Origin of the sequence: Vibrio crassostreae, assembly GCF_024347415.1 — a bacterium.
GTDB classification, from domain to species: Bacteria; Pseudomonadota; Gammaproteobacteria; order Enterobacterales; family Vibrionaceae; genus Vibrio; species Vibrio crassostreae.
The window spans coordinates 2,576,261-2,596,032 of the sequence record NZ_AP025476.1 but is presented as its reverse complement, the minus strand read 5'-3'; the positions used below and the strand labels follow the sequence as shown (position 1 = coordinate 2,596,032).

The following is a 19,772-nucleotide window of genomic DNA, read 5'->3' as shown; positions in this document are numbered from 1 at the left end:
ACGTGGGAAAGTCAATTTTTCTGCAGCTTTGTGTGCACTTGTTAGTGTTTTTTACATTAAATTCGTTAAAAATCTGGTCTGTGTAGCATTATTTGTTACATCAATTGTATTAGAATGTTGCCAGCCGTATAGTGGCGCTGAAAAGTTTGGTTAAAACCTTATAAATGCAAGGCTAAGAAGAAATGTGAGGTGTCTTTCTTAATCGAGCGGTTAACAATTATTTTACAATTATCTAAGGCTCAACTTCAGTTATTTGTTAAGTTAATGTTAAATTTTGAAGGTTAGCAATCAAATTTTGTCCATAACAATATCATAAGGTTATTTAATGACCATAATGCTCAATGGAGCTGAGTGAGCAAGCCCGTGAAAGAAAGAAAGACAAGACCTGTTAATTTAGATTTACAGACCATCCACTTTCCAATCACAGCAATAGCTTCCATCCTACACCGTGTGTCTGGGGTGATAACTTTTGTCGCGATTGGAATTTTGCTTTGGTTACTATCCATTTCCCTCTCATCCCCAGTAGGCTTTATGGAAGCTAGCGACATTGTCGATGGTTTCTTCGTGAAGTTTATTCTGTGGGGCATTTTAACCGCTTTGGCTTACCACATTGCTGGTGGTATTCGTCACCTTCTTATGGACCTAGGTCACTTTGAAGAGCTGGAATCTGGCGCTAAGAGCGCTAAGGTTGCATTCGCAGCAACAGCGGTATTGTCTCTACTAGCGGGGATCTTAGTATGGTAAACAACGTTTCTACTTTTGGTCGTAATGGTGTTCATGATTATCTACTGATTCGTGCAACTGCCATCATTATGACTCTTTACACTATCTACCTAGTAAGCTTCTGTGCTTTCTCTGGTGATATCTCTTACGCATCTTGGACGCAATTCTTTGGTGGAACATTCACTAAAGTCTTCACCATGTTAGCGCTTACTTCTGTTTTGGTTCACGCGTGGATCGGCCTATGGCAAGTACTAACTGACTACATCAAATGCGCAAAACTGCGTGTTGGTCTTCAAGTTGGTGTTGTTGCAGTTCTTCTTGGATATTTCTTCTCTGGTCTGTTTATTTTGTGGGGTGCGTAAGTGACTATTCCTGTTCGTGAGTTTGATGCCGTAGTTATCGGCGCTGGTGGTGCAGGTATGCGTGCCGCACTGCAAATTTCTGAGCAAGGCCTATCTTGTGCATTGCTTTCTAAAGTTTTCCCTACTCGTTCTCATACGGTTTCTGCACAAGGCGGCATCACTGTTGCTCTTGGTAACGCGCACGAAGACCATTGGGAACAACACATGTATGACACAGTAAAAGGTTCTGATTACATCGGTGACCAAGACGCGATCGAATACATGTGTAAAAACGGTCCTGAGTCGGTTATCGAATTAGAAAAAATGGGCCTACCTTTCTCTCGTTTTGAGAACGGCACTATTTATCAACGTCCTTTTGGCGGTCAATCTAAAAACTTTGGTGGTGAGCAAGCGGCTCGTACCGCAGCTGCAGCCGACCGTACTGGTCACGCACTGCTTCACACGCTTTACCAACAAAACATTAAGCACAAAACGACGGTTTTCTCTGAGTGGTATGCACTGGATCTTGTTAAGAACGAAGACGGTGCAATCTTAGGTACAACCGCGCTTTGTATGGAAACGGGCGAAGTTTGCTACTTCAAAGCGAAGGCAACAATCCTTGCTACTGGCGGTGCTGGTCGTATCTACGCTTCGACAACTAACGCACACATCAACACTGGTGACGGTGTTGGTATGGCGATTCGTGCTGGCGTTCCAATGCAAGACATCGAAATGTGGCAGTTCCACCCAACGGGTATCGCTGGTGCAGGTGTATTGGTAACGGAAGGTTGTCGTGGTGAAGGTGGTTACCTTCTCAATAAAGACGGCGAACGCTTCATGGAACGTTACGCACCAAATGCTAAAGACTTAGCAGGTCGTGATGTTGTTGCTCGTTCAATGATGGTTGAAATCCGTGAAGGTCGCGGCTGCGATGGTCCTTGGGGTCCACACATCAAGCTGAAACTTGATCACCTAGGTAAAGAGACACTTGAATCTCGTCTTCCTGGTGTATGTGAACTGTCTCGTACCTTTGCTCACGTTGATCCAGTAAAAGAGCCAATCCCAGTAATCCCAACATGTCACTACATGATGGGTGGTGTTCCAACACAAGTTTCTGGTCAAGCTATTAAGCAAACTGAAGATGGCACTGATGTTGAAATCCAAGGCCTATTTGCTTGTGGTGAAATTGCATCAGTATCTGTACACGGTGCTAACCGTCTAGGTGGTAACTCACTGCTTGATTTAGTGGTATTTGGTCGTGCGACAGGTCTACACCTAGGTGAGACACTGAAGAAGCAAGACGAAGCTAAGCCTGCAACTGAAGCTGACATTGAACGTTCACTAGAGCGTTACAACCGTTGGGAAAACAGCACAGACGGTGAAGATCCAGCGCAAATTCGTAAAGATCTTCAGCAATGTATGCAGAACAACTTCTCGGTATTCCGTGAAGGTAAAGCAATGGCTGAAGGCCTAGAAGAGCTTAAGGCGATTCGCGAGCGTCTGAAGAATGCACACCTATCTGACAAGTCGACAGAGTTCAACACTCAACGTATCGAGTGTCTAGAGCTTGAAAACCTGATGGAAACTGCATTCGCAACCGCGGTTGCTGCAAACTTCCGTACAGAGAGCCGTGGTGCACACGCTCGATTCGATTTCCCTGACCGTGATGATGAGCAATGGCTATGCCACTCTCTTTACAACCCAGAGTCAGAGAGCATGACTAAGCGTGGTGTAAACATGGAACCTATCCATCGTGAAGCGTTCCCACCAAAAGCACGTACGTACTAAGGAGATATGACCATGAAACTGAATTTCTCTTTATACCGTTACAATCCAGATGTCGACCAGAAGCCTTATATGAAGGAATACACCCTAGAGGTGGATGAAGGTTCAGACATGATGCTTTTGGACGCGCTTATTCTGTTGAAAGAGCAAGATCCAACTATCTCATTCCGTCGCTCATGCCGTGAAGGTGTATGTGGTTCGGATGGTTTGAACATGAATGGTAAAAACGGTCTGGCTTGTATCACTCCATTGTCTGCGCTTTCTGGCCAAGACAAGATTGTGATTCGTCCGCTGCCTGGTCTACCTGTTGTTCGTGACCTGATTGTAGACATGACTCAGTTCTACGATAACTACGAGAAAGTGAAGCCATTCTTAGTGTCTGATGGCAATGTACCGCCGGCACGTGAAAACTTACAAAGCCCTGATGAGCGCGCGCACTTAGATGGATTGTACGAATGTATCATGTGTGCATGTTGTACGACATCTTGCCCATCGTTCTGGTGGAACCCTGACAAATTCATCGGACCAGCAGGCCTACTTGCAGCGTACCGTTGGCTAATTGATAGCCGAGATACAGCGACAGACGAACGTTTGTCCGATCTTGATGATGCATTTAGCGTTTTTCGTTGCCATGGCATCATGAATTGTGTAAGTGTTTGTCCTAAGGGATTAAATCCGACGAAAGCTATTGGTCACATCAAGACCATGTTGGTGAATCGTTCGGTTTAAGTTATATAAAAATTGCCGCCCTAGAAGTTTTGGGGCGGCCTTTTAATAGCTCGGCATAGACCGCAGCAAACGTGAAAACTACTGGTTAAGGGAAAATATGCACAACGGCGTGATGAAGGCATGGCTCGAGTCTTCACACTTGGCTGGCGCCAATGCAACGTACGTAGAAGAACTCTATGAACTGTATCTAAGTGACCCAGATTCGGTAAGTGACGAATGGAGAAGTGTTTTTGAAGAACTGCCTGTGCAAGCTTCAGAGACAGTGGAACAACCACACTCTCGTGTTCGTGAATACTTCCGTCGACTCGCTCAAGAAACAAAGCATTACAGTGTCCAAGTTAGTGATCCAGATGTCGATGCGAAACAAGTAAAGGTTCTGCAACTTATTAATGCCTATCGATTCCGAGGGCATCAATCAGCAAATCTAGACCCCCTAGGTTTATGGAAAAGAGATACAGTTGAAGAGCTGGATCCTTCTTTCCACACTCTTACCGAAGATGACCTCAATGAGACGTTTAACGTCGGCTCTTACGCGATTGGCCAAGAGACGATGGTGCTTAAAGATTTATACAAATCTCTAAAGCAGACTTATTGTGGTTCTATTGGTGCTGAATACATGCACATGACAAATACAGAGCAAAAACGTTGGATTCAACAACGTTTAGAGTCTGTATCTGGTCAACCCTCTTTCAATAAAGAAGAAAAGCAAGCTTTCCTAGAAGAGCTAACTGCAGCTGAAGGTCTTGAGCGCTATCTTGGTGCGAAATTCCCAGGCGCGAAACGCTTCTCGTTGGAAGGTGGTGATGCGCTTATCCCAATGACGAAAGAAATTATTCGTCATGCTGGCGGACAAGGCATGCGTGAAGTTGTTGTTGGTATGGCTCACCGTGGTCGTCTAAACATGTTGGTCAACGTGCTTGGTAAAAAGCCACAAGACCTGTTTGACGAATTTGCGGGCAAGCACGATGACACGTGGGGTACTGGTGATGTGAAATACCACCAAGGCTTCTCTGCGGACTTCGCAACGCCAGGCGGCAACGTTCACTTAGCACTTGCATTTAACCCATCTCACTTAGAAATCGTAAACCCGGTAGTTATCGGTTCAGTACGTGCACGTCAAGATCGCCTTGGTGATAGTGACGGCAGCCGTGTACTTCCAATTACTATCCACGGTGACTCAGCTATCGCTGGTCAGGGTGTAGTACAAGAGACGTTTAACATGTCTCAAGCTCGTGGTTTCTGTGTGGGTGGTACGGTTCGTATCGTTGTAAACAACCAAGTTGGTTTTACAACGTCTAACCCACGCGATACTCGTTCTACGATGTACTGTACTGATATCGCGAAGATGGTTCAGGCTCCGATTTTCCACGTTAACTCTGATGATCCAGAAGCGGTTGCGTTCGTCGCTCGTTTGGCATTGGATTACCGTAATACGTTTAAGCGTGATGTTGTTATTGATTTGGTTTGTTACCGTCGCCACGGTCACAACGAAGCCGATGAGCCGAATGCAACACAGCCTTTGATGTACCAAAAAATCAAGAAGCATCCAACGCCACGTAAGCTTTACGCTGACGTGCTAATGGAGCGCGGTGAGTTTGGTATTGATACAGCAACTCAACTAGTTAACGAATATCGTGATGCACTTGATCACGGTGAAGTTGTGGTTAAAGAGTGGCGCCCAATGGCACTTCACTCTGTGGACTGGTCTCCTTACCTAGGTCACGACTGGAACATCGAATGGGATAACAAGATTGATATCGAGCGCCTGAAAGAGCTTGGTACCAAACTTTGCCAATACCCAGACAGCCATAAGCTGCAAAGCCGAGTCAATAAACTGTACAACGATCGTACTGCCATGGTGAATGGTGAGAAACAAGTCGATTGGGGCATGGCTGAAACCCTGGCATACGCAACACTGGTTGATGACGGTAAGCGTATTCGTATCTCTGGCCAAGATTCTGGTCGTGGTACGTTCTTCCACCGTCACTCAGTACTGCACAATCAATCAGATGCAAGCACGTATGTTCCTCTTGCGAACATTCATGATAAACAAGGGCCATTCCAAGTGTTTGACTCTGTGTTATCTGAAGAAGCGGTACTCGCATTTGAGTATGGTTATGCAACAGCAGAACCAAGCGGTCTAACCCTTTGGGAAGCACAATTTGGTGACTTCGCAAACGGTGCACAAGTTGTTATCGACCAATTCATTTCATCAGGTGAGCAAAAGTGGGCACGTCTATGTGGTTTAACTATGCTGCTTCCTCACGGTTATGAAGGTCAAGGCCCAGAGCACTCTTCTGCACGTCTTGAGCGTTACCTTCAGTTATGTGCTGAACAAAACATGCAGGTTGTTGTTCCTTCAACACCGGCTCAGGTTTACCACATGATTCGTCGTCAGGTTGTTCGACCAATGCGTCGTCCTCTGATTGTAATGTCGCCTAAGTCATTGCTTCGTCACCCTCTGTGTACTTCTTCTCTGGAAGATTTGGCAGAAGGTACGTTCCAACCAGCTATCGCAGAAATTGATGATCTGGCTCCTGAGAACGTAAAACGCGTCGTGTTCTGTTCAGGTAAGGTTTACTTTGACCTACTTGACCAAAGACGTAAGAACGAGCAAGACGATGTCGCTATTGTGCGTATTGAGCAACTTTACCCGTTCCCTTACGAGGACGTGAGAGCTGCAATCGCACAGTACACGAATGTAGTCGATTACGTTTGGTGTCAAGAAGAGCCTCAAAACCAAGGTGCTTGGTACAGTAGCCAACATAATTTCCGAGCTGCTATCCCAGTGGGTGCTGATATTCAATACGCAGGTCGTCCTGCATCAGCATCACCAGCTGTTGGCTATATGTCGGTACACTTGAAACAACAAAAAGCGTTAGTTGACGACGCTTTGACCCTACTTAAGAACTAGAAGTAAAAGGAAAATACGCACATGACAATTGAAATTCTGGTTCCAGATTTACCTGAATCTGTGGCTGATGCAACAGTTGCTACTTGGCACAAAAAACCGGGCGAAGCGGTTGCACGTGATGAAGTCATTGTAGATATCGAAACAGATAAAGTAGTTCTAGAAGTACCGGCTCCTGAAGCGGGTGTTCTGGAAGCTATCATCGAAGAAGAGGGTGCTACGGTACTTTCTAAACAGCTTCTGGCTAAAATCAAGCCGGGTGCTGTCGCTGGTGAACCAACGAAAGATACAACTGAAGATACAGAAGCTTCTCCTGATAAGCGCCACAAAGCGGCTCTTACAGAAGAGAGCAACGACGCACTAAGCCCAGCTGTTCGTCGCTTGCTTGCAGAGCACAACCTACAACCAGCTGACGTTAAAGGCACTGGTGTTGGTGGTCGTATTACTCGTGAAGACATCGACGCACACCTAGCAGCAGCGAAAGCGGCTCCGGCAGCAGCATCTGCACCAGCAGTTGAAGCGCCAGCAGCGGCTCGTAGCCAAAAACGCGTGCCTATGACTCGCCTACGTAAGACAGTGGCTAACCGTCTTCTAGAAGCGAAGAACAGCACAGCAATGCTGACTACTTTCAACGAAGTGAACATGAAGCCAATCATGGACCTTCGTAAGCAGTACAAGGACCAATTCGAGAAGCGTCACGACACGCGTCTTGGCTTCATGTCTTTCTACGTGAAAGCAGTAACAGAAGCGCTAAAACGTTTCCCAGAAGTGAACGCTTCTATCGATGGTACAGATATTGTTTACCACAACTACTTCGACATCAGCATGGCAGTATCAACGCCACGTGGTCTAGTAACTCCAGTACTGAAAGACTGTGACACACTAGGTTTCGCTGACATCGAAAAAGGCATCAAAGAGCTAGCAATCAAAGGCCGTGACGGCAAGCTAACTGTTGATGAGCTGATGGGCGGTAACTTCACTATCACAAACGGTGGTGTATTTGGTTCTCTAATGTCTACGCCAATCATCAACCCGCCTCAAGCGGCAATCCTGGGTATGCACAAAATCCAAGATCGTCCAATGGCTGTTGACGGCAAGGTAGAGATTCTACCAATGATGTACCTAGCGCTTTCTTACGACCACCGTCTAATCGATGGCCGTGAATCAGTTGGCTTCCTAGTGACCATCAAAGAGCTACTAGAAGATCCTGCACGTCTGCTGTTAGACGTTTAGTATCGCTAAAACGTCTAGTTAACCCAGTTAGCTAGACGTAAAAAGTTTCAAAGGCTAGGCTGCTCAACGTCTGGCCTTCACTTGAACTGTAAAGCCATTAGAAAATGGACAGCAGTTTATTTGAGAAGACCCTACAGACGTAACACAGGAAACTGTGTCGTTATGGAAATAATAATCCCTTAAGGGAAAATAAACGGAATATCAAAATGAATTTGCATGAATACCAAGCCAAACAGCTGTTTGCAGAATTCGGTTTGCCTGTACCAGAAGGTTTCGCATGTGATACTGCACAAGAAGCTTTCGAAGCTGCAGGTCGTATCAGTACAGCCAAGAAAGTCGTTAAGTGTCAAGTACACGCTGGTGGCCGCGGTAAAGCGGGCGGCGTAGAGCTACATGACACGAAAGAAGGCGTTAAAGAGTTTGCACAAAAGTGGCTAGGTAAAAACCTAGTAACTTACCAAACAGACGCTAATGGTCAGCCTGTAACAAAGATCCTAGTTGAAGAAGCATCGAACATTGCTAACGAACTTTACCTAGGTGCTGTTGTTGACCGTGCAACGCGCAAAATTGTATTCATGGCGTCAACTGAAGGCGGTGTGGACATTGAGAAAATCGCTGAAGAAACTCCAGAGTTGATTCACCAATCAGCGATCGATCCTCTAGTGGGCCCTCAAGCTTACCAAGGCCGTGAACTTGCGTTCAAACTTGGTCTAGTTGGCGATCAAATTAAACAGTTCGTTAAGATCTTCATGGGTCTTGGCCAAATGTTCTCTCAGTACGACCTAGCTCTACTAGAAATCAACCCGCTTGTAATTACTGGCGAAGGCAACCTACTTTGTCTAGACGGCAAAATCAACATCGACTCAAACGCGATGTACCGTCAGCCTAAACTACGTGAAATGCACGATCCATCTCAAGAAGATGAGCGCGAAGCACACGCAGCACAGTGGGAACTAAACTACGTAGCACTAGATGGCAACGTTGGCTGTATGGTTAACGGTGCAGGCCTTGCGATGGGTACGATGGATATCGTAAACCTACACGGCGGCAAGCCAGCAAACTTCCTTGATGTAGGCGGCGGCGCGACAAAAGAACGTGTAGCTGAAGCATTCAAGATCATCCTTTCTGATGACAATGTTAAAGCAGTACTAGTAAACATCTTCGGTGGCATCGTTCGTTGTGACATGATCGCTGAAGGTATTATCGGTGCGGTTAAAGAAGTTGGCGTAACAGTTCCTGTAGTTGTTCGTCTAGAAGGTACTAACGCAGATCTAGGTCGCGAAGTACTTGCTAATTCTGATGTTGATATCATTGCAGCTGAATCTCTAACAGATGCTGCTCAGAAAGTTGTTGCTGCTGCGGAGGCTAAATAATGTCTGTATTAATTAACAAAGACACTAAAGTAATCTGTCAGGGTTTCACTGGCGGTCAAGGTACATTCCACTCAGACCAAGCTATCGCATACGGTACGCAAATGGTTGGTGGTGTTTCACCTGGTAAAGGTGGTCAAACTCACCTAGGCCTTCCAGTATTCAACACAGTACGCGAAGCAGTAGAAGTAACTGGCGCAACAGCAACCGTTATCTACGTACCAGCACCTTTTTGTAAAGATGCAATCCTAGAAGCGATTGATGCAGGTATCGAACTGATCGTAACGATCACTGAAGGTATCCCTACAACAGATATGATCGACGTTAAGGTGAAGCTAGAAGAAACTGGCGTTCGCATGATCGGTCCTAACTGTCCAGGTCTTATCACTCCAGACGAGTGTAAGATTGGTATCATGCCTGGTCATATCCACAAGAAGGGTAAAGTAGGTATCGTATCTCGTTCAGGTACTCTGACGTACGAAGCAGTTAAGCAAACAACAGATGAAGGCTTTGGTCAGTCTACATGTGTTGGTATCGGTGGTGACCCTATCCCAGGTTCAAACTTCATTGATATCCTAAAACTTTTCCAAGAAGACCCAGAGACTGAAGCAATCGTAATGATTGGTGAGATCGGTGGTACTGCGGAAGAAGAAGCAGCTGAGTTCATCAAAGCAAACGTAACTAAGCCAGTTGTTTCTTACATCGCTGGTGTTACTGCTCCTCCGGGTAAACGTATGGGCCACGCAGGCGCAATCATCTCTGGCGGTAAAGGTACTGCTGAAGATAAATTCGCGGCACTAGAAGCAGCAGGCGTTAAGACAGTTAAGTCTCTTGCTGACATCGGTAAAGGCCTACGTGAAATCACAGGTTGGTAATCAGTTCACTTTTATCGAGTGAGATAGAAGCTAACTGAACGATATTAAAAAGGCTTGGTCACTGACCAAGCCTTTTTTGTATGTCTTCAATGATACGAGATACGAGATACGAGATACGAGATACGAGATACGAATCGTATGATTACGCTCGGGTCTTCACCATTTGAGATAGCATAAACATCGCAGCCGCACTGATAACCACAGACGGGCCTGCAGGCGTGTCATAGAACCAAGACAGGCTTAATCCACCGAATACAGAGATAGAGCCAATAATCGATGCGATGAAGGCCATTTGCTCGGGTGTATTCGCGAATTTCCTTGCTGTAGCCGCAGGGATGATCAGCAGCGATGTCATGATTAACGCACCAACAAACTTCATACCGACAGCAATCACGATACCAACAAGCAACATCAAAATCAGACGCATTAAATCAATGTTGATGCCATCAACCGCCGCTAGGTCTTCGTTAACCGTTGTGGATAGTAGTGGGCGCCAAAAGATAGCAAGTACCAATCCAATCACGGCTGCACCCGCATAGATAAACACTAAATCAGTCGGAGATACCGCCAGCAAGTCACCAAATAGGTAGCTCATCAGATCAACGCGAACATTATCTAAGAAGCTGACAGCAACCAAACCAAGTGATAGTGCACTGTGCGCCAAAATACCGAGTAGGGTATCGGTCGCGACCAGTTTTTGTTTTTGCAATGTTACGAGCAACACAGCCAGCATCAAACAACAGATCAGCAGCGCGAAGTACAAGTTAATGTTGAACAGGAAGCCAAGTGCTAATCCCATCAAAGAAGCGTGAGCAAGCGTGTCACCAAAGTAAGCCATCTTGCGCCAAACCACGAATGAACCTAGTGGGCCTGCAATCAGTGCAATACCCAAACCCGCCAAAATAGAGGGAAGAAGAAACTCAAGCATTAGTGGTGTCCGTGTTTATGGTTTGAACATTCATGTGCACCGCCCGTTACTGGTTGGCCTGCAAGATCATGGTGGTGATGTTCGTGTTGGTGGTGATAAAACGCTAGCGTCTCTTGGGTCGCGGTGCCAAAGAGCGCAATATACGAAGGATGGTGTTTGATGTCTGCAGGTGCACCTGAACAGCAAATGTGGTGGTGCAAACAGATAACATCGTCTGTTTTTGCCATCACTAAATGCAGGTCGTGCGAAACCATAAATACGGCACAACCAAAGCGGTGACGAATGGTGTCAATCAAGTCATACAGGTCAATTTGCCCTTGAACGTCGACTCCTTGAGCCGGTTCATCAAGAACCAGTAGGTCTGGTCTTCTTAGTAATGAACGAGCAATGAGCACACGTTGGTTTTCACCGCCTGATAACTGGTGCATGTTGCTCTTTTGCAGATGTTCAGCACCAACGAGCTTCAATGCTTCAAGGATTTCTTGCTGACTGAACTTGCCAGTGAGCTTTAGAAAACGCTCTACGTTGAGCGGTAGTGAGTCATTGAGCTTTAATTTTTGTGGTACATAGCCAATTTTCAGTTTTTTGGCTTTTGTTATTGTGCCTGAAAATTTGGTCTGTAAACCCAGTACCACTTTTACTAATGTCGACTTTCCTGCACCGTTTGGCCCAATCAGGGTGGTGATTCTGCCGCGCTCTAAATTTAGAGAGATGTTGTCTAGAACTTTTCGACCGTCAAATTCGACGCTCACAGAATCTAGTTGGATTAAGTTATCCATGAATAGAACTCATTTGCAATTCGCTGATGTTATAATGTAACATTTACCTCAAGCCTAAGCTACTTTTCAATTATCGAGGGATTATGTCACGTTCATCTTTTATACTTGCTACTTTGCTTTTAGCGCCAAGTGTCGCAAGTGCCAATACTATTCTAACAAGCTTTAAACCAATTCAAATGATTGTGACGGAATTAACGCAGGACGTTAGTGAACCGGATGTGTTGATGAACAGCAATGCTTCGCCGCACGATTATGCGCTTAAGCCATCTGATGTCAAAAAAGTTCACAGTGCCGATATGGTTATCTGGTTTGGCCCTGACCTAGAAGCCTTTTTGACTAAGGTGATTGGTTCAAAAGAAAACGTTATCAAGATCAGCGAGATTCCAGGAATTAACTTGCGAGAGTTCGGACACGATGACCACGATGCTCATGAAGGACATAATCATGGTAGCCATGACCCGCATTTTTGGTTAGGCATCGATCAAGTTGAAGTGGCCGCAAAATACATCTCAGCAAAGTTGATTGAATCTGACCCTGATAACGCAATGGCGTATCAAGAAAACCTAGATTCATTCCTGATTGTTTTAAAAGAAAAGCAGCAGTCTATTCATGAACAACTTGCGCCAGTGAAAGACAAAGGTTACTACGTATTTCACGATGCGTATGGCTACTTTGAGCAAGAGTTTGAACTAAATAACTTAGGCCACTTTACGGTGAGCCCAGAGCGTAAACCGGGCGCAAAAAGCCTGATTGCTATCAAGAAAACCTTGGTGCGTGACAATGTTCAATGTGTATTCGCAGAGCCTCAATTTACTCCGGCTGTGATCGAATCGGTGACTCGTGGAAGTAACGCTAAACAAGGCCAGCTTGATCCGATCGGTTCAACGGTTGAAGTGAAGAGTGGAAGTTATTTCGATTTTCTTCAGCAACTTACAGATAGCTACACAAGCTGCTTAAGTGGGAAGTAATTCATAACGAGTATTCTTTACTCTACTTTGCTCTCGTTAATTTATGAATGATGCCGCTTTTTGCGGCATTTTCGTGACCGTTAAGATAAAACCTCCTAACAAATAGCAAACCTCCTTTCTCCTTTTCTAATTTCCGCTAAAATAGAAAGATAATAATAATCACAAAAAAACTCAGTTTTTGGTTCAGCAACGATAAGACGTTGTGGTGCCCAAAATTTCATGCGTTGTTGCTGTTCAGGATTAAGAGTTGTATCGAATTATCTTTAAAATGTTCATGTTTATGAGCATTTCATTTAGCGTTCTAGCGGTAAATACATCACCCTCCGTTTTCTATCCTTTGCCCGTTCAAGCGCAAGGGAATTTTCTTGCGGCTAAAAACTTGTACCTAGGTGCTGGAGGTGGGCTTTGGGTTCATGATGTGCATGGAAAAATACTTTTTTACGATGGCCGAACCTTATTTCCTCGCAAAGGTAGCTTGCTGCAATTTTCTTCAGAAAGAGTCGCGTTTCTTAATGATGAGTTTTGGACATTTTTCGACAACGAGGTGTATCGACATAGCCCAGGAATTGGCAATGAATTGGCGTTTAGCCTAAGTCCCGGCGCTGAAATAACGAATATCGGTGCATCAGGCGATTATATTTGGGTCACTGACGGCAGCAATTTTTATACCTACAACACTCAATCTTTAGAATTCAACACGTACTCTTTACTGAAATTGTACCGATACAATAACAGTAGTGACATTGCGATTAACGATGCGGAGTGGGTGCTGTCAAAGTGGGTACTGGCGACCAGTTCAGGCGTTTACCTTTCAGAGAATCAAGAGTTTACCCATGTCACCGCATCAAACAAGAGCCATATTGAGACGGTTTATTTTTCGAATGCTCGACGTGAGTTAGTGATTGGTACCTTAAATGGTGCTGTGATTGTTGATCTCGCGAACCCAGATAAAGAGACCATCGTTAAAGGGTCGCATGTTCTCTCGTTGGCCGAAACTTCGGACCAGTATTGGATTGGTACAGAGCACGGCCTTATTAGCTACAATTTTATTACGGGACAAATTACTCGATTCAAACAAGCCGCCAATCAAGACTTCTCGTTACCGGGTGAGAAAATATATTCATTGATCAATGACCATGCTGGTGGCATGTGGATTGCGACAAACAACGGTATCCGATATTTCTCACTGTTCAGCAAAACTTTTTCGAGAACGCCCCTAACTGGTATGGGCATGCATTCGAGTAGTGTGGTGATCAACAAAGTACTGCCTGTCAGTGACCAGTTATCTTGGGTCGCGTCTTCAATGGGGCTCTACTTGGTTGATTCTGAAAGTGAAGAGAATCCAATTCGTGTTTACTCTAATTCCGTTAATGATTTTGAGATTTTTGGCTCGTCAATTTGGTTGGCGACCGAAGAAGGCATCATTAGTCTAAATACGGAAACGCTACAACCTGAAGCCCTTGATTTACCAAGGCCGATTAAGGGAGTACACGTTGAAAACTTTGCGCTTCAGGCAGACAACGTACTTTGGATGACTTCTGGGCAAAACCTTTATTCGTTATCTATCGAAACCATGAAACTAACGAGCTATGGTACTGACTGGTTAGTCGACAAGTTTTTGCCTGCGAAGATCACTGATCTCAATATAGGCTTGCTCGGTCGTATCTATATAGGCACTGACCATGGCTTCTACTCGTTCATTGATAAACGAATTAGTTTTAGTCGTTCCAGCGAGCGTTTTGGCAAAGTCGTCGATATTGAAAAAGCGAAGGACGGGGCTCAGTGGTTTGCAAGCAGTTATGGCGTGTATCGAATCCCTGATGACAGCTCTATTATTCAAGAAATCACGCTTGTTGAAGATAATATTAGCCCTAACTGCTTGATAAGCGATGATAATGGTGTGTGGTTAGGCTCTTCGAAAGGCATCAGTTATTACGGGTTGGATGGACAGTTGCATAAACACATCGGTTCACCATTTGGTTTGATCACCAATGAATTGGCGGCGGGAGCATGTGCTCTGTTTTACAGCGAAGAGAGCCAATCTTCGAGGTTGGTTTTCGGCTCAAAGTATGGCGTAGTCAGCGCATTATCCAACGAATTACTGGTATCCACAACACCTCATAGCCGTGCCTTATTGAGTAAGATAAGTGTCGATCAACAAACGGTATCTCTTGGCGGAAGAACGGCTGAACTGGATGAGATCCCTTATGGTTCCTCGATGGGTTTTAAGCTAGGCATCTTACCAGCAACGTTCGCGCCTGCGATGGAGTATCGACTGAGCGATGATGAACCTTGGAGTGAGTTTGAAGGGGGATTGTTAACGCTCGACCATCTTCTTCCTGGAGATTACACACTTGAAGTGAAGCCGGTTAAGGACTCCCATTACCGCTTTGTGTCAACGAACCAAAGTTTTTCGATTGCGGAGCCTTGGTATCTGACGAATTGGGCTGCAGCAAGCTCTCTGATGTTACTGATTGGCGTTGTAACTATCTTGGTGTTTTGGCGTTCGCGTTATGTCACTTTTGCCAACAGGCACTTAAAAGCGCAAGTTGCATTGAAGACGGATCAATTGAGACACCAAAGCCGTATACTACTTACGACCAATCAACAGCTTAAAAAGCAGCTATCGGTTAAGAATGCGCTTGTAGCTCACACTGCCAATGAACTCTCTTCTGAAGTGAATCATATTGCTGCGATGATCCCTAATTGGAATGACGAGCACGGGAAGTCGCCAATTCTAACCTTGAAAAATGGCTTAGCTCAATTGAGTAATACCCCTCAAGGGGAAGGGCAAGTTTGTTACGATATAATTTTAATCTTAGAGGCGGTACTCAAAGCTTGGCAAGATGACTTAGCCAAAGCCGGTATTGAACTGGATATTAAAGTCGAAACAAAGCAACGATATGTCTCTTTGCTGTATTTTAATCTCGATATTATCTTCAATAGCTTGGTTGCGAGCATCATCAAGAGAAACTTTAAGTCTCAGAGTATGGTGGTTCTGGTTGAAGAGGTTAAGGAGCATCTTGTTGTTACCATTCGAGATCATGGGATGCCTTTCCCTAAACTGGCATCAAGTATGAGTGACAATACCGGAAAGTCGACCGATCTTAACATCGAAAAGCTGCCTCTATTGATGAATCAAAGCGGTGGCGAGCTTAACGCCTTTGTTTCGGAATCTCAAAATAAGGTTCAGCTTTCGTGGCCAATTGAATATCAAGTACTCGATAATCTTGAAGCCAGCACAATTGAACAGATTGAAACCATTAAACTTACCGCTTCAACGCCAGAGCAGCAAAAACTGACAGCGGAACAAGAGTGGAAGAACAGAGTGTCTCAGCTTGTGAGTGAAAACTACGCTGATGCTGAGTTCAGCACTGCAACTGCTGCCAAGTATTTGTTCATGTCTGAGAGAAGCTTGCAGAGACGCTTTAAATTGGCTTACAACAAGACCTTCAAAGAGCACTTGAATGAAGTACGTCTAGAGCATGCGTGTGAGCGCTTACTCGCTGGAGAGAAGATCTCTGATGTGGCGTTTGATTCGGGCTTCAATGACCCTTCCTATTTCAGTCAAAGGTTTAAGCACCACTTTGGTATGTCACCATCTAAGTTTGCGGAAAACAACGAAGAGTAGTGAGTTGCAGATAATAGAACGTAGATAAAGATACTTTAGCCTCGACATTCGTGTTGGGGCTTTTTTATGCTCTTACGAGATACGAGATACGAGATACGAGATACGAGATACGAGATACGAGATACGAGATACGAGATACGAGATACGAGATACGAGATACGAGATACGAGATACGAGATACGAGATACGAGATACGAGATACGAGATACGAGATACGAGATACGAGATACGAGATACGAGATACGAGATTAATATGGAGTGCAAAAAGGTTGTTGGGATAAAACAAAAGAGAAGAAAAAAAATATCGTGGTATAGCCGGGGGGACTATACCACGGGTGCCAATGACACCTTCGCTTGCTGCCGGAGTGATATAGCAAAGCTATATCACCTCTGGAATAAAATTAAAGAGAAGGAGTTTCTCTTCGATGGAGTAACTATACGTTCAGGTACTTATTTTACTTATAAAATTAACGACAGAAGGCTATGAGAAAAGCGACATTATTCTAAGTGTTTGATAATTTTGAGTTTGTTGTTTGTGAGGGCGATTTGTACTAGTGAGGTAGTTCTCGCTAATTGTTGAAAGTAACGTTTTTGACGTAAACGTTTTTAACGAAATTTACGAGTATGTATTTTCGAAAACATTGATTTCACACAATGGAATTGTGGACATGTATGTGTATCATGGCGGTAATAACAATCTTTCTCATTATCAGTCACGAATTGGGTATTTATGAAACTCTCACAACTAGAGCAAGGAAAGGCGGCTTCTATTGTTGCACTAACAGGTTTAACTCCAGACGTAAGAAAAAAACTTATGGTCATGGGTATGTTGCCAAAAACCAAGGTGACGCTTATCCGCCGTGCACCTATGGGGGATCCGCTTCAAGTTGAAGTGAGAGGTGTTTCGATCGCCATTCGTGAAAGCATTGCAGAACAAATCGAGGTTATCTAAATGGATTATCAAGTTCTTACCGTTGGTAACCCGAATAGTGGTAAAACAACACTGTTCAATGCACTAACTGGTGCCAAGCAGCACGTTGGTAACTGGGTTGGTGTCACCGTAGAAAAGAAGACGGGTTTATACTCACACGCAGGTGATCAGTTCCAGCTTACCGACTTACCCGGTATTTACGCGCTAGACAGTGGTAATGACGCGAACAGCATCGATGAATCTATCGCGTCTCGCGCTGTTCTGACTCACCCTGCAGATGTGATCATCAATGTTGTTGATGCTAGCTGTCTAGAACGAAGCTTATACATGACATTACAACTACGTGAGTTGGGTCGCCCAATGATCGTTGTATTGAACAAAATGGATGTATTAAAGCGCGAGCGTCAGGTGATTAACCTTAAAGCGCTAGAGAAAGAGCTAGGTTGCCCAGTTCTGAGCTTGTCCGCAAACGACAAAGGTCAAGTAGTTCGCTTTAAAGAACGCCTTCATAAACTGCTTGTTCAGGGTGTGAGTCTTGACCCTATCTCTATTGATTACGATGTCGCGTTAGAAGCTCTCATCCCTTCTGTTGAGTCACAATTTGATGATGCTGACGTATCTCACCGAGCGCTCGCGATTCGTGCTTTAGAAAATGACTACTTGGTATTGAATGGACTGGCTCCACAAACTCGCACTCAAATTGACAATGTGCGTCTAGGTGCCGATTTCGATATTGACCTTGCTGTTGCTGACGCTAAGTACACTTTCTTACATGACCTTTGTAAACGTGTTCGTCGCAGCGAAGGCAAACTAAGCCGTAATTTTACAGAGAAAGCAGACCAATTCATTTTGAACAAATGGGTCGGTATTCCTTTCTTCTTCGTCATCATGTACTTAATGTTCATGTTCTCTATCAATATCGGTAGCGCGTTTATCGACTTCTTCGATATTGGTGTTGGGGCAATATTAGTTGATGGTGGATACCACTTATTGGATGGTCATTTGCCTGTTTGGTTAGTTACTATACTTGCTGATGGTATTGGCGGCGGTATTCAAACCGTTGCGACCTTTATTCCGGTTATCGCGGCGCTTTACTTGTTCTTAGCTGTGCTTGAAAGTTCAGGTTACATGGCGCGTGCTGCGTTTGTACTTGATAAAGTGATGCAAAAGATTGGTCTGCCGGGCAAAGCATTTGTCCCACTTGTACTAGGGTTTGGTTGTAACGTGCCTTCAATCATGGCAACTCGTACTCTTGACCAAGAGCGCGAACGTAAATTGGCAGCATCAATGGCGCCGTTTATGTCATGTGGTGCTCGTTTACCGGTATACGCATTGTTCGCAGCGGCATTCTTCCCTGGTGCTGGCCAAAACGTAGTATTCGCTCTGTACATCATGGGTATCGTTGCTTCTGTATTTACGGGGCTGTTCCTGAAAAATACGATCTACCCGGGTAGCAGTGATAGCTTAGTGATGGAAATGCCAGATTACGAACTGCCGACAGTGCAAAACGTAATGCTGAAAACTTGGCAGAAGCTAAAGCGTTTCGTACTGGGCGCAGGTAAAACCATCGTGATGGTTGTGGCTATTCTTAGCTTCCTAAATTCACTAGGTATGGACGGTAGCTTTGGTAACGAAGACAGCGAAAATTCAGTACTTTCTAAGGCAGCTCAAGTAGTGACCCCTGTATTCCAACCAATTGGTATCACAGAAGAAAACTGGCCAGCAACAGTAGGTATCATCACTGGTATCTTCGCGAAAGAAGCGGTAGTCGGCACGTTGAATAGCCTTTACACAACACCATCAGACGAAGAAGCAGCTGAATTCGATTTGGCAGCAAGCTTGCAAGAAGCGGTAATGACGATCCCTGAAAACCTATCAGGCTTGAGTTACTCAGATCCGCTAGGTATTGAGGTTGGCGATTTAAGCGATTCAGGCGCAGTTGCTGAAGAGCAAGAGGTAGACTCATCAATCTTCGGTAACCTAAAAGACAAATTTGTTTCTGGTCATGCTGCATTTGCTTACTTAATCCTTATCTTGCTTTACACGCCTTGTGTGGCAGCGATGGGTGCTTACGTTCGTGAATTTGGTCAAATGTTTGCACGCTTTATTGCGGTTTGGACAATGGCGCTTGGTTACTTTGGTGCGACCTTCTACTACCAAGCAGCAAACTTTGCTGCACATCCGGTGACAAGTGCAGTGTGGATGGTGGCAATTGCTGGTGGTTTTGTGGTGACGTATCGCGTGTTCAAGAAAGTCGGCAGTAAGCAGAAAGCGCTAGAGGTGCAAGTCGTATGATTTTAACTGAACTTCATCAATACATTGATAGCCAAGGTGTTGCGGCTCGTAAAGAACTCGCTGCAAAGTTTGGCATGAGTGAAGATGGCGTCGATGCGATGCTGAGTGTGTGGGTTAAGAAAGGGAAAGTATCTCGCTTGGTCGACACCAACAAGCATGGTCATACAACACGTGTTCGCTACACCATCAGCAAACAAGATGGCCTGTCGCTGAATGTGATGATGTAGTTCAGAGCTGTATACACTCGTTGAGAATGGCGATGTTAGAAAATTA

General features: G+C 44.9%; 15 protein-coding genes. 13 read left to right on the top strand and 2 right to left on the bottom strand.

Annotation, left to right across the window (positions count from 1 at the left end):
- Positions 1-351: 351 nt before the first annotated feature.
- The 8 genes from sdhC (at position 352) to sucD (ending at position 9,967) form a co-directional block, all read left to right on the top strand.
- Positions 352-744, top strand: a complete 393-nt coding sequence (gene sdhC / locus OC193_RS11470) for a succinate dehydrogenase cytochrome b556 subunit (RefSeq protein WP_019820486.1) — start codon at positions 352-354, stop codon at positions 742-744.
- A complete protein-coding gene (gene sdhD / locus OC193_RS11465) occupies positions 738-1,085 on the top strand; it encodes a succinate dehydrogenase, hydrophobic membrane anchor protein (protein ID WP_010436768.1) in 348 nt (115 codons plus the stop codon). The genes sdhC and sdhD overlap by 7 nt, the downstream gene beginning before the upstream one ends.
- The gene (gene sdhA, locus OC193_RS11460; RefSeq protein ID WP_019820485.1) at positions 1,086-2,852 is read left to right on the top strand and encodes a succinate dehydrogenase flavoprotein subunit; all 1,767 of its coding nucleotides are present in this window, start codon (positions 1,086-1,088) and stop codon (positions 2,850-2,852) included. It abuts the gene before it with no gap.
- Positions 2,853-2,864: 12 nt separating this feature from the next.
- Positions 2,865-3,578 carry a succinate dehydrogenase iron-sulfur subunit gene (locus OC193_RS11455; protein WP_010436773.1) on the top strand — a complete coding sequence of 238 codons (714 nt, stop codon included), beginning with the start codon at positions 2,865-2,867 and terminating at the stop codon, positions 3,576-3,578.
- Positions 3,579-3,675: 97 nt separating this feature from the next.
- Positions 3,676-6,492 carry a 2-oxoglutarate dehydrogenase E1 component gene (gene sucA, locus OC193_RS11450; RefSeq protein ID WP_017630648.1) on the top strand — a complete coding sequence of 939 codons (2,817 nt, stop codon included), beginning with the start codon at positions 3,676-3,678 and terminating at the stop codon, positions 6,490-6,492.
- Between the two features lie 21 nt (positions 6,493-6,513).
- The gene (odhB, locus tag OC193_RS11445) at positions 6,514-7,722 is read left to right on the top strand and encodes a 2-oxoglutarate dehydrogenase complex dihydrolipoyllysine-residue succinyltransferase (RefSeq protein ID WP_009847318.1); all 1,209 of its coding nucleotides are present in this window, start codon (positions 6,514-6,516) and stop codon (positions 7,720-7,722) included.
- A 206-nt stretch (positions 7,723-7,928) separates the two neighbouring features.
- Positions 7,929-9,095, top strand: coding sequence for an ADP-forming succinate--CoA ligase subunit beta (gene sucC / locus OC193_RS11440; protein WP_010436793.1), 1,167 nt, complete (start codon positions 7,929-7,931; stop codon positions 9,093-9,095).
- Complete coding sequence (sucD, locus tag OC193_RS11435) at positions 9,095-9,967, top strand: succinate--CoA ligase subunit alpha (protein ID WP_004734209.1); 873 nt, start codon at positions 9,095-9,097, stop codon at positions 9,965-9,967. The genes sucC and sucD overlap by 1 nt, the downstream gene beginning before the upstream one ends.
- 142 nt (positions 9,968-10,109) lie before the next feature.
- Here the strand turns inward: sucD and znuB are convergent, their stop codons facing one another.
- Both znuB and znuC read right to left on the bottom strand, forming a co-directional pair.
- Positions 10,110-10,895, bottom strand: a complete 786-nt coding sequence (gene znuB, locus OC193_RS11430) for a zinc ABC transporter permease subunit ZnuB (RefSeq protein WP_048664642.1) — start codon at positions 10,893-10,895, stop codon at positions 10,110-10,112.
- The gene (znuC, locus tag OC193_RS11425) at positions 10,895-11,674 is read right to left on the bottom strand and encodes a zinc ABC transporter ATP-binding protein ZnuC (protein WP_048617861.1); all 780 of its coding nucleotides are present in this window, start codon (positions 11,672-11,674) and stop codon (positions 10,895-10,897) included. The genes znuB and znuC overlap by 1 nt, the downstream gene beginning before the upstream one ends.
- An 83-nt stretch (positions 11,675-11,757) precedes the next feature.
- On the opposite strand from znuC, the gene znuA reads away from it, so the two are divergent.
- The 5 genes from znuA to OC193_RS11400 all read left to right on the top strand — a co-directional run bounded on the left by znuA (position 11,758) and on the right by OC193_RS11400 (position 19,726).
- Complete coding sequence (gene znuA / locus OC193_RS11420; RefSeq protein ID WP_048660850.1) at positions 11,758-12,642, top strand: zinc ABC transporter substrate-binding protein ZnuA; 885 nt, start codon at positions 11,758-11,760, stop codon at positions 12,640-12,642.
- A gap of 247 nt (positions 12,643-12,889) precedes the next feature.
- Positions 12,890-16,273, top strand: a complete 3,384-nt coding sequence (locus OC193_RS11415) for a helix-turn-helix domain-containing protein (RefSeq protein WP_048664640.1) — start codon at positions 12,890-12,892, stop codon at positions 16,271-16,273.
- 730 nt (positions 16,274-17,003) lie between these two features.
- A complete protein-coding gene (locus tag OC193_RS11410; protein ID WP_048660847.1) occupies positions 17,004-17,225 on the top strand; it encodes a FeoA family protein in 222 nt (73 codons plus the stop codon).
- The gene (feoB, locus tag OC193_RS11405) at positions 17,226-19,499 is read left to right on the top strand and encodes a Fe(2+) transporter permease subunit FeoB (protein ID WP_048664636.1); all 2,274 of its coding nucleotides are present in this window, start codon (positions 17,226-17,228) and stop codon (positions 19,497-19,499) included.
- A complete protein-coding gene (locus OC193_RS11400; protein ID WP_048660845.1) occupies positions 19,496-19,726 on the top strand; it encodes a FeoC-like transcriptional regulator in 231 nt (76 codons plus the stop codon). Before feoB ends, OC193_RS11400 begins: the two co-directional genes overlap by 4 nt.
- Positions 19,727-19,772 lie beyond the last annotated feature (46 nt).

Bases quoted from the DNA above. Each gene is read 5' to 3' on its own strand.
- OC193_RS11455 (WP_010436773.1), top strand. From the start codon at position 2,865: ATGAAACTGAATTTCTCTTTATACCGTTACAATCCAGATGTCGACCAG.
- odhB (WP_009847318.1), top strand. From the start codon at position 6,514: ATGACAATTGAAATTCTGGTTCCAGATTTACCTGAATCTGTGGCTGAT.
- sucC (WP_010436793.1), top strand. From the start codon at position 7,929: ATGAATTTGCATGAATACCAAGCCAAACAGCTGTTTGCAGAATTCGGT.
- OC193_RS11400 (WP_048660845.1), top strand. From the start codon at position 19,496: ATGATTTTAACTGAACTTCATCAATACATTGATAGCCAAGGTGTTGCG.
- znuA (WP_048660850.1), top strand. From the start codon at position 11,758: ATGTCACGTTCATCTTTTATACTTGCTACTTTGCTTTTAGCGCCAAGT.
- sdhD (WP_010436768.1), top strand. From the start codon at position 738: ATGGTAAACAACGTTTCTACTTTTGGTCGTAATGGTGTTCATGATTAT.
- znuB (WP_048664642.1), bottom strand. From the start codon at position 10,895: ATGCTTGAGTTTCTTCTTCCCTCTATTTTGGCGGGTTTGGGTATTGCA.
- sucA (WP_017630648.1), top strand. From the start codon at position 3,676: ATGCACAACGGCGTGATGAAGGCATGGCTCGAGTCTTCACACTTGGCT.
- feoB (WP_048664636.1), top strand. From the start codon at position 17,226: ATGGATTATCAAGTTCTTACCGTTGGTAACCCGAATAGTGGTAAAACA.
- sucD (WP_004734209.1), top strand. From the start codon at position 9,095: ATGTCTGTATTAATTAACAAAGACACTAAAGTAATCTGTCAGGGTTTC.
- znuC (WP_048617861.1), bottom strand. From the start codon at position 11,674: ATGGATAACTTAATCCAACTAGATTCTGTGAGCGTCGAATTTGACGGT.
- OC193_RS11410 (WP_048660847.1), top strand. From the start codon at position 17,004: ATGAAACTCTCACAACTAGAGCAAGGAAAGGCGGCTTCTATTGTTGCA.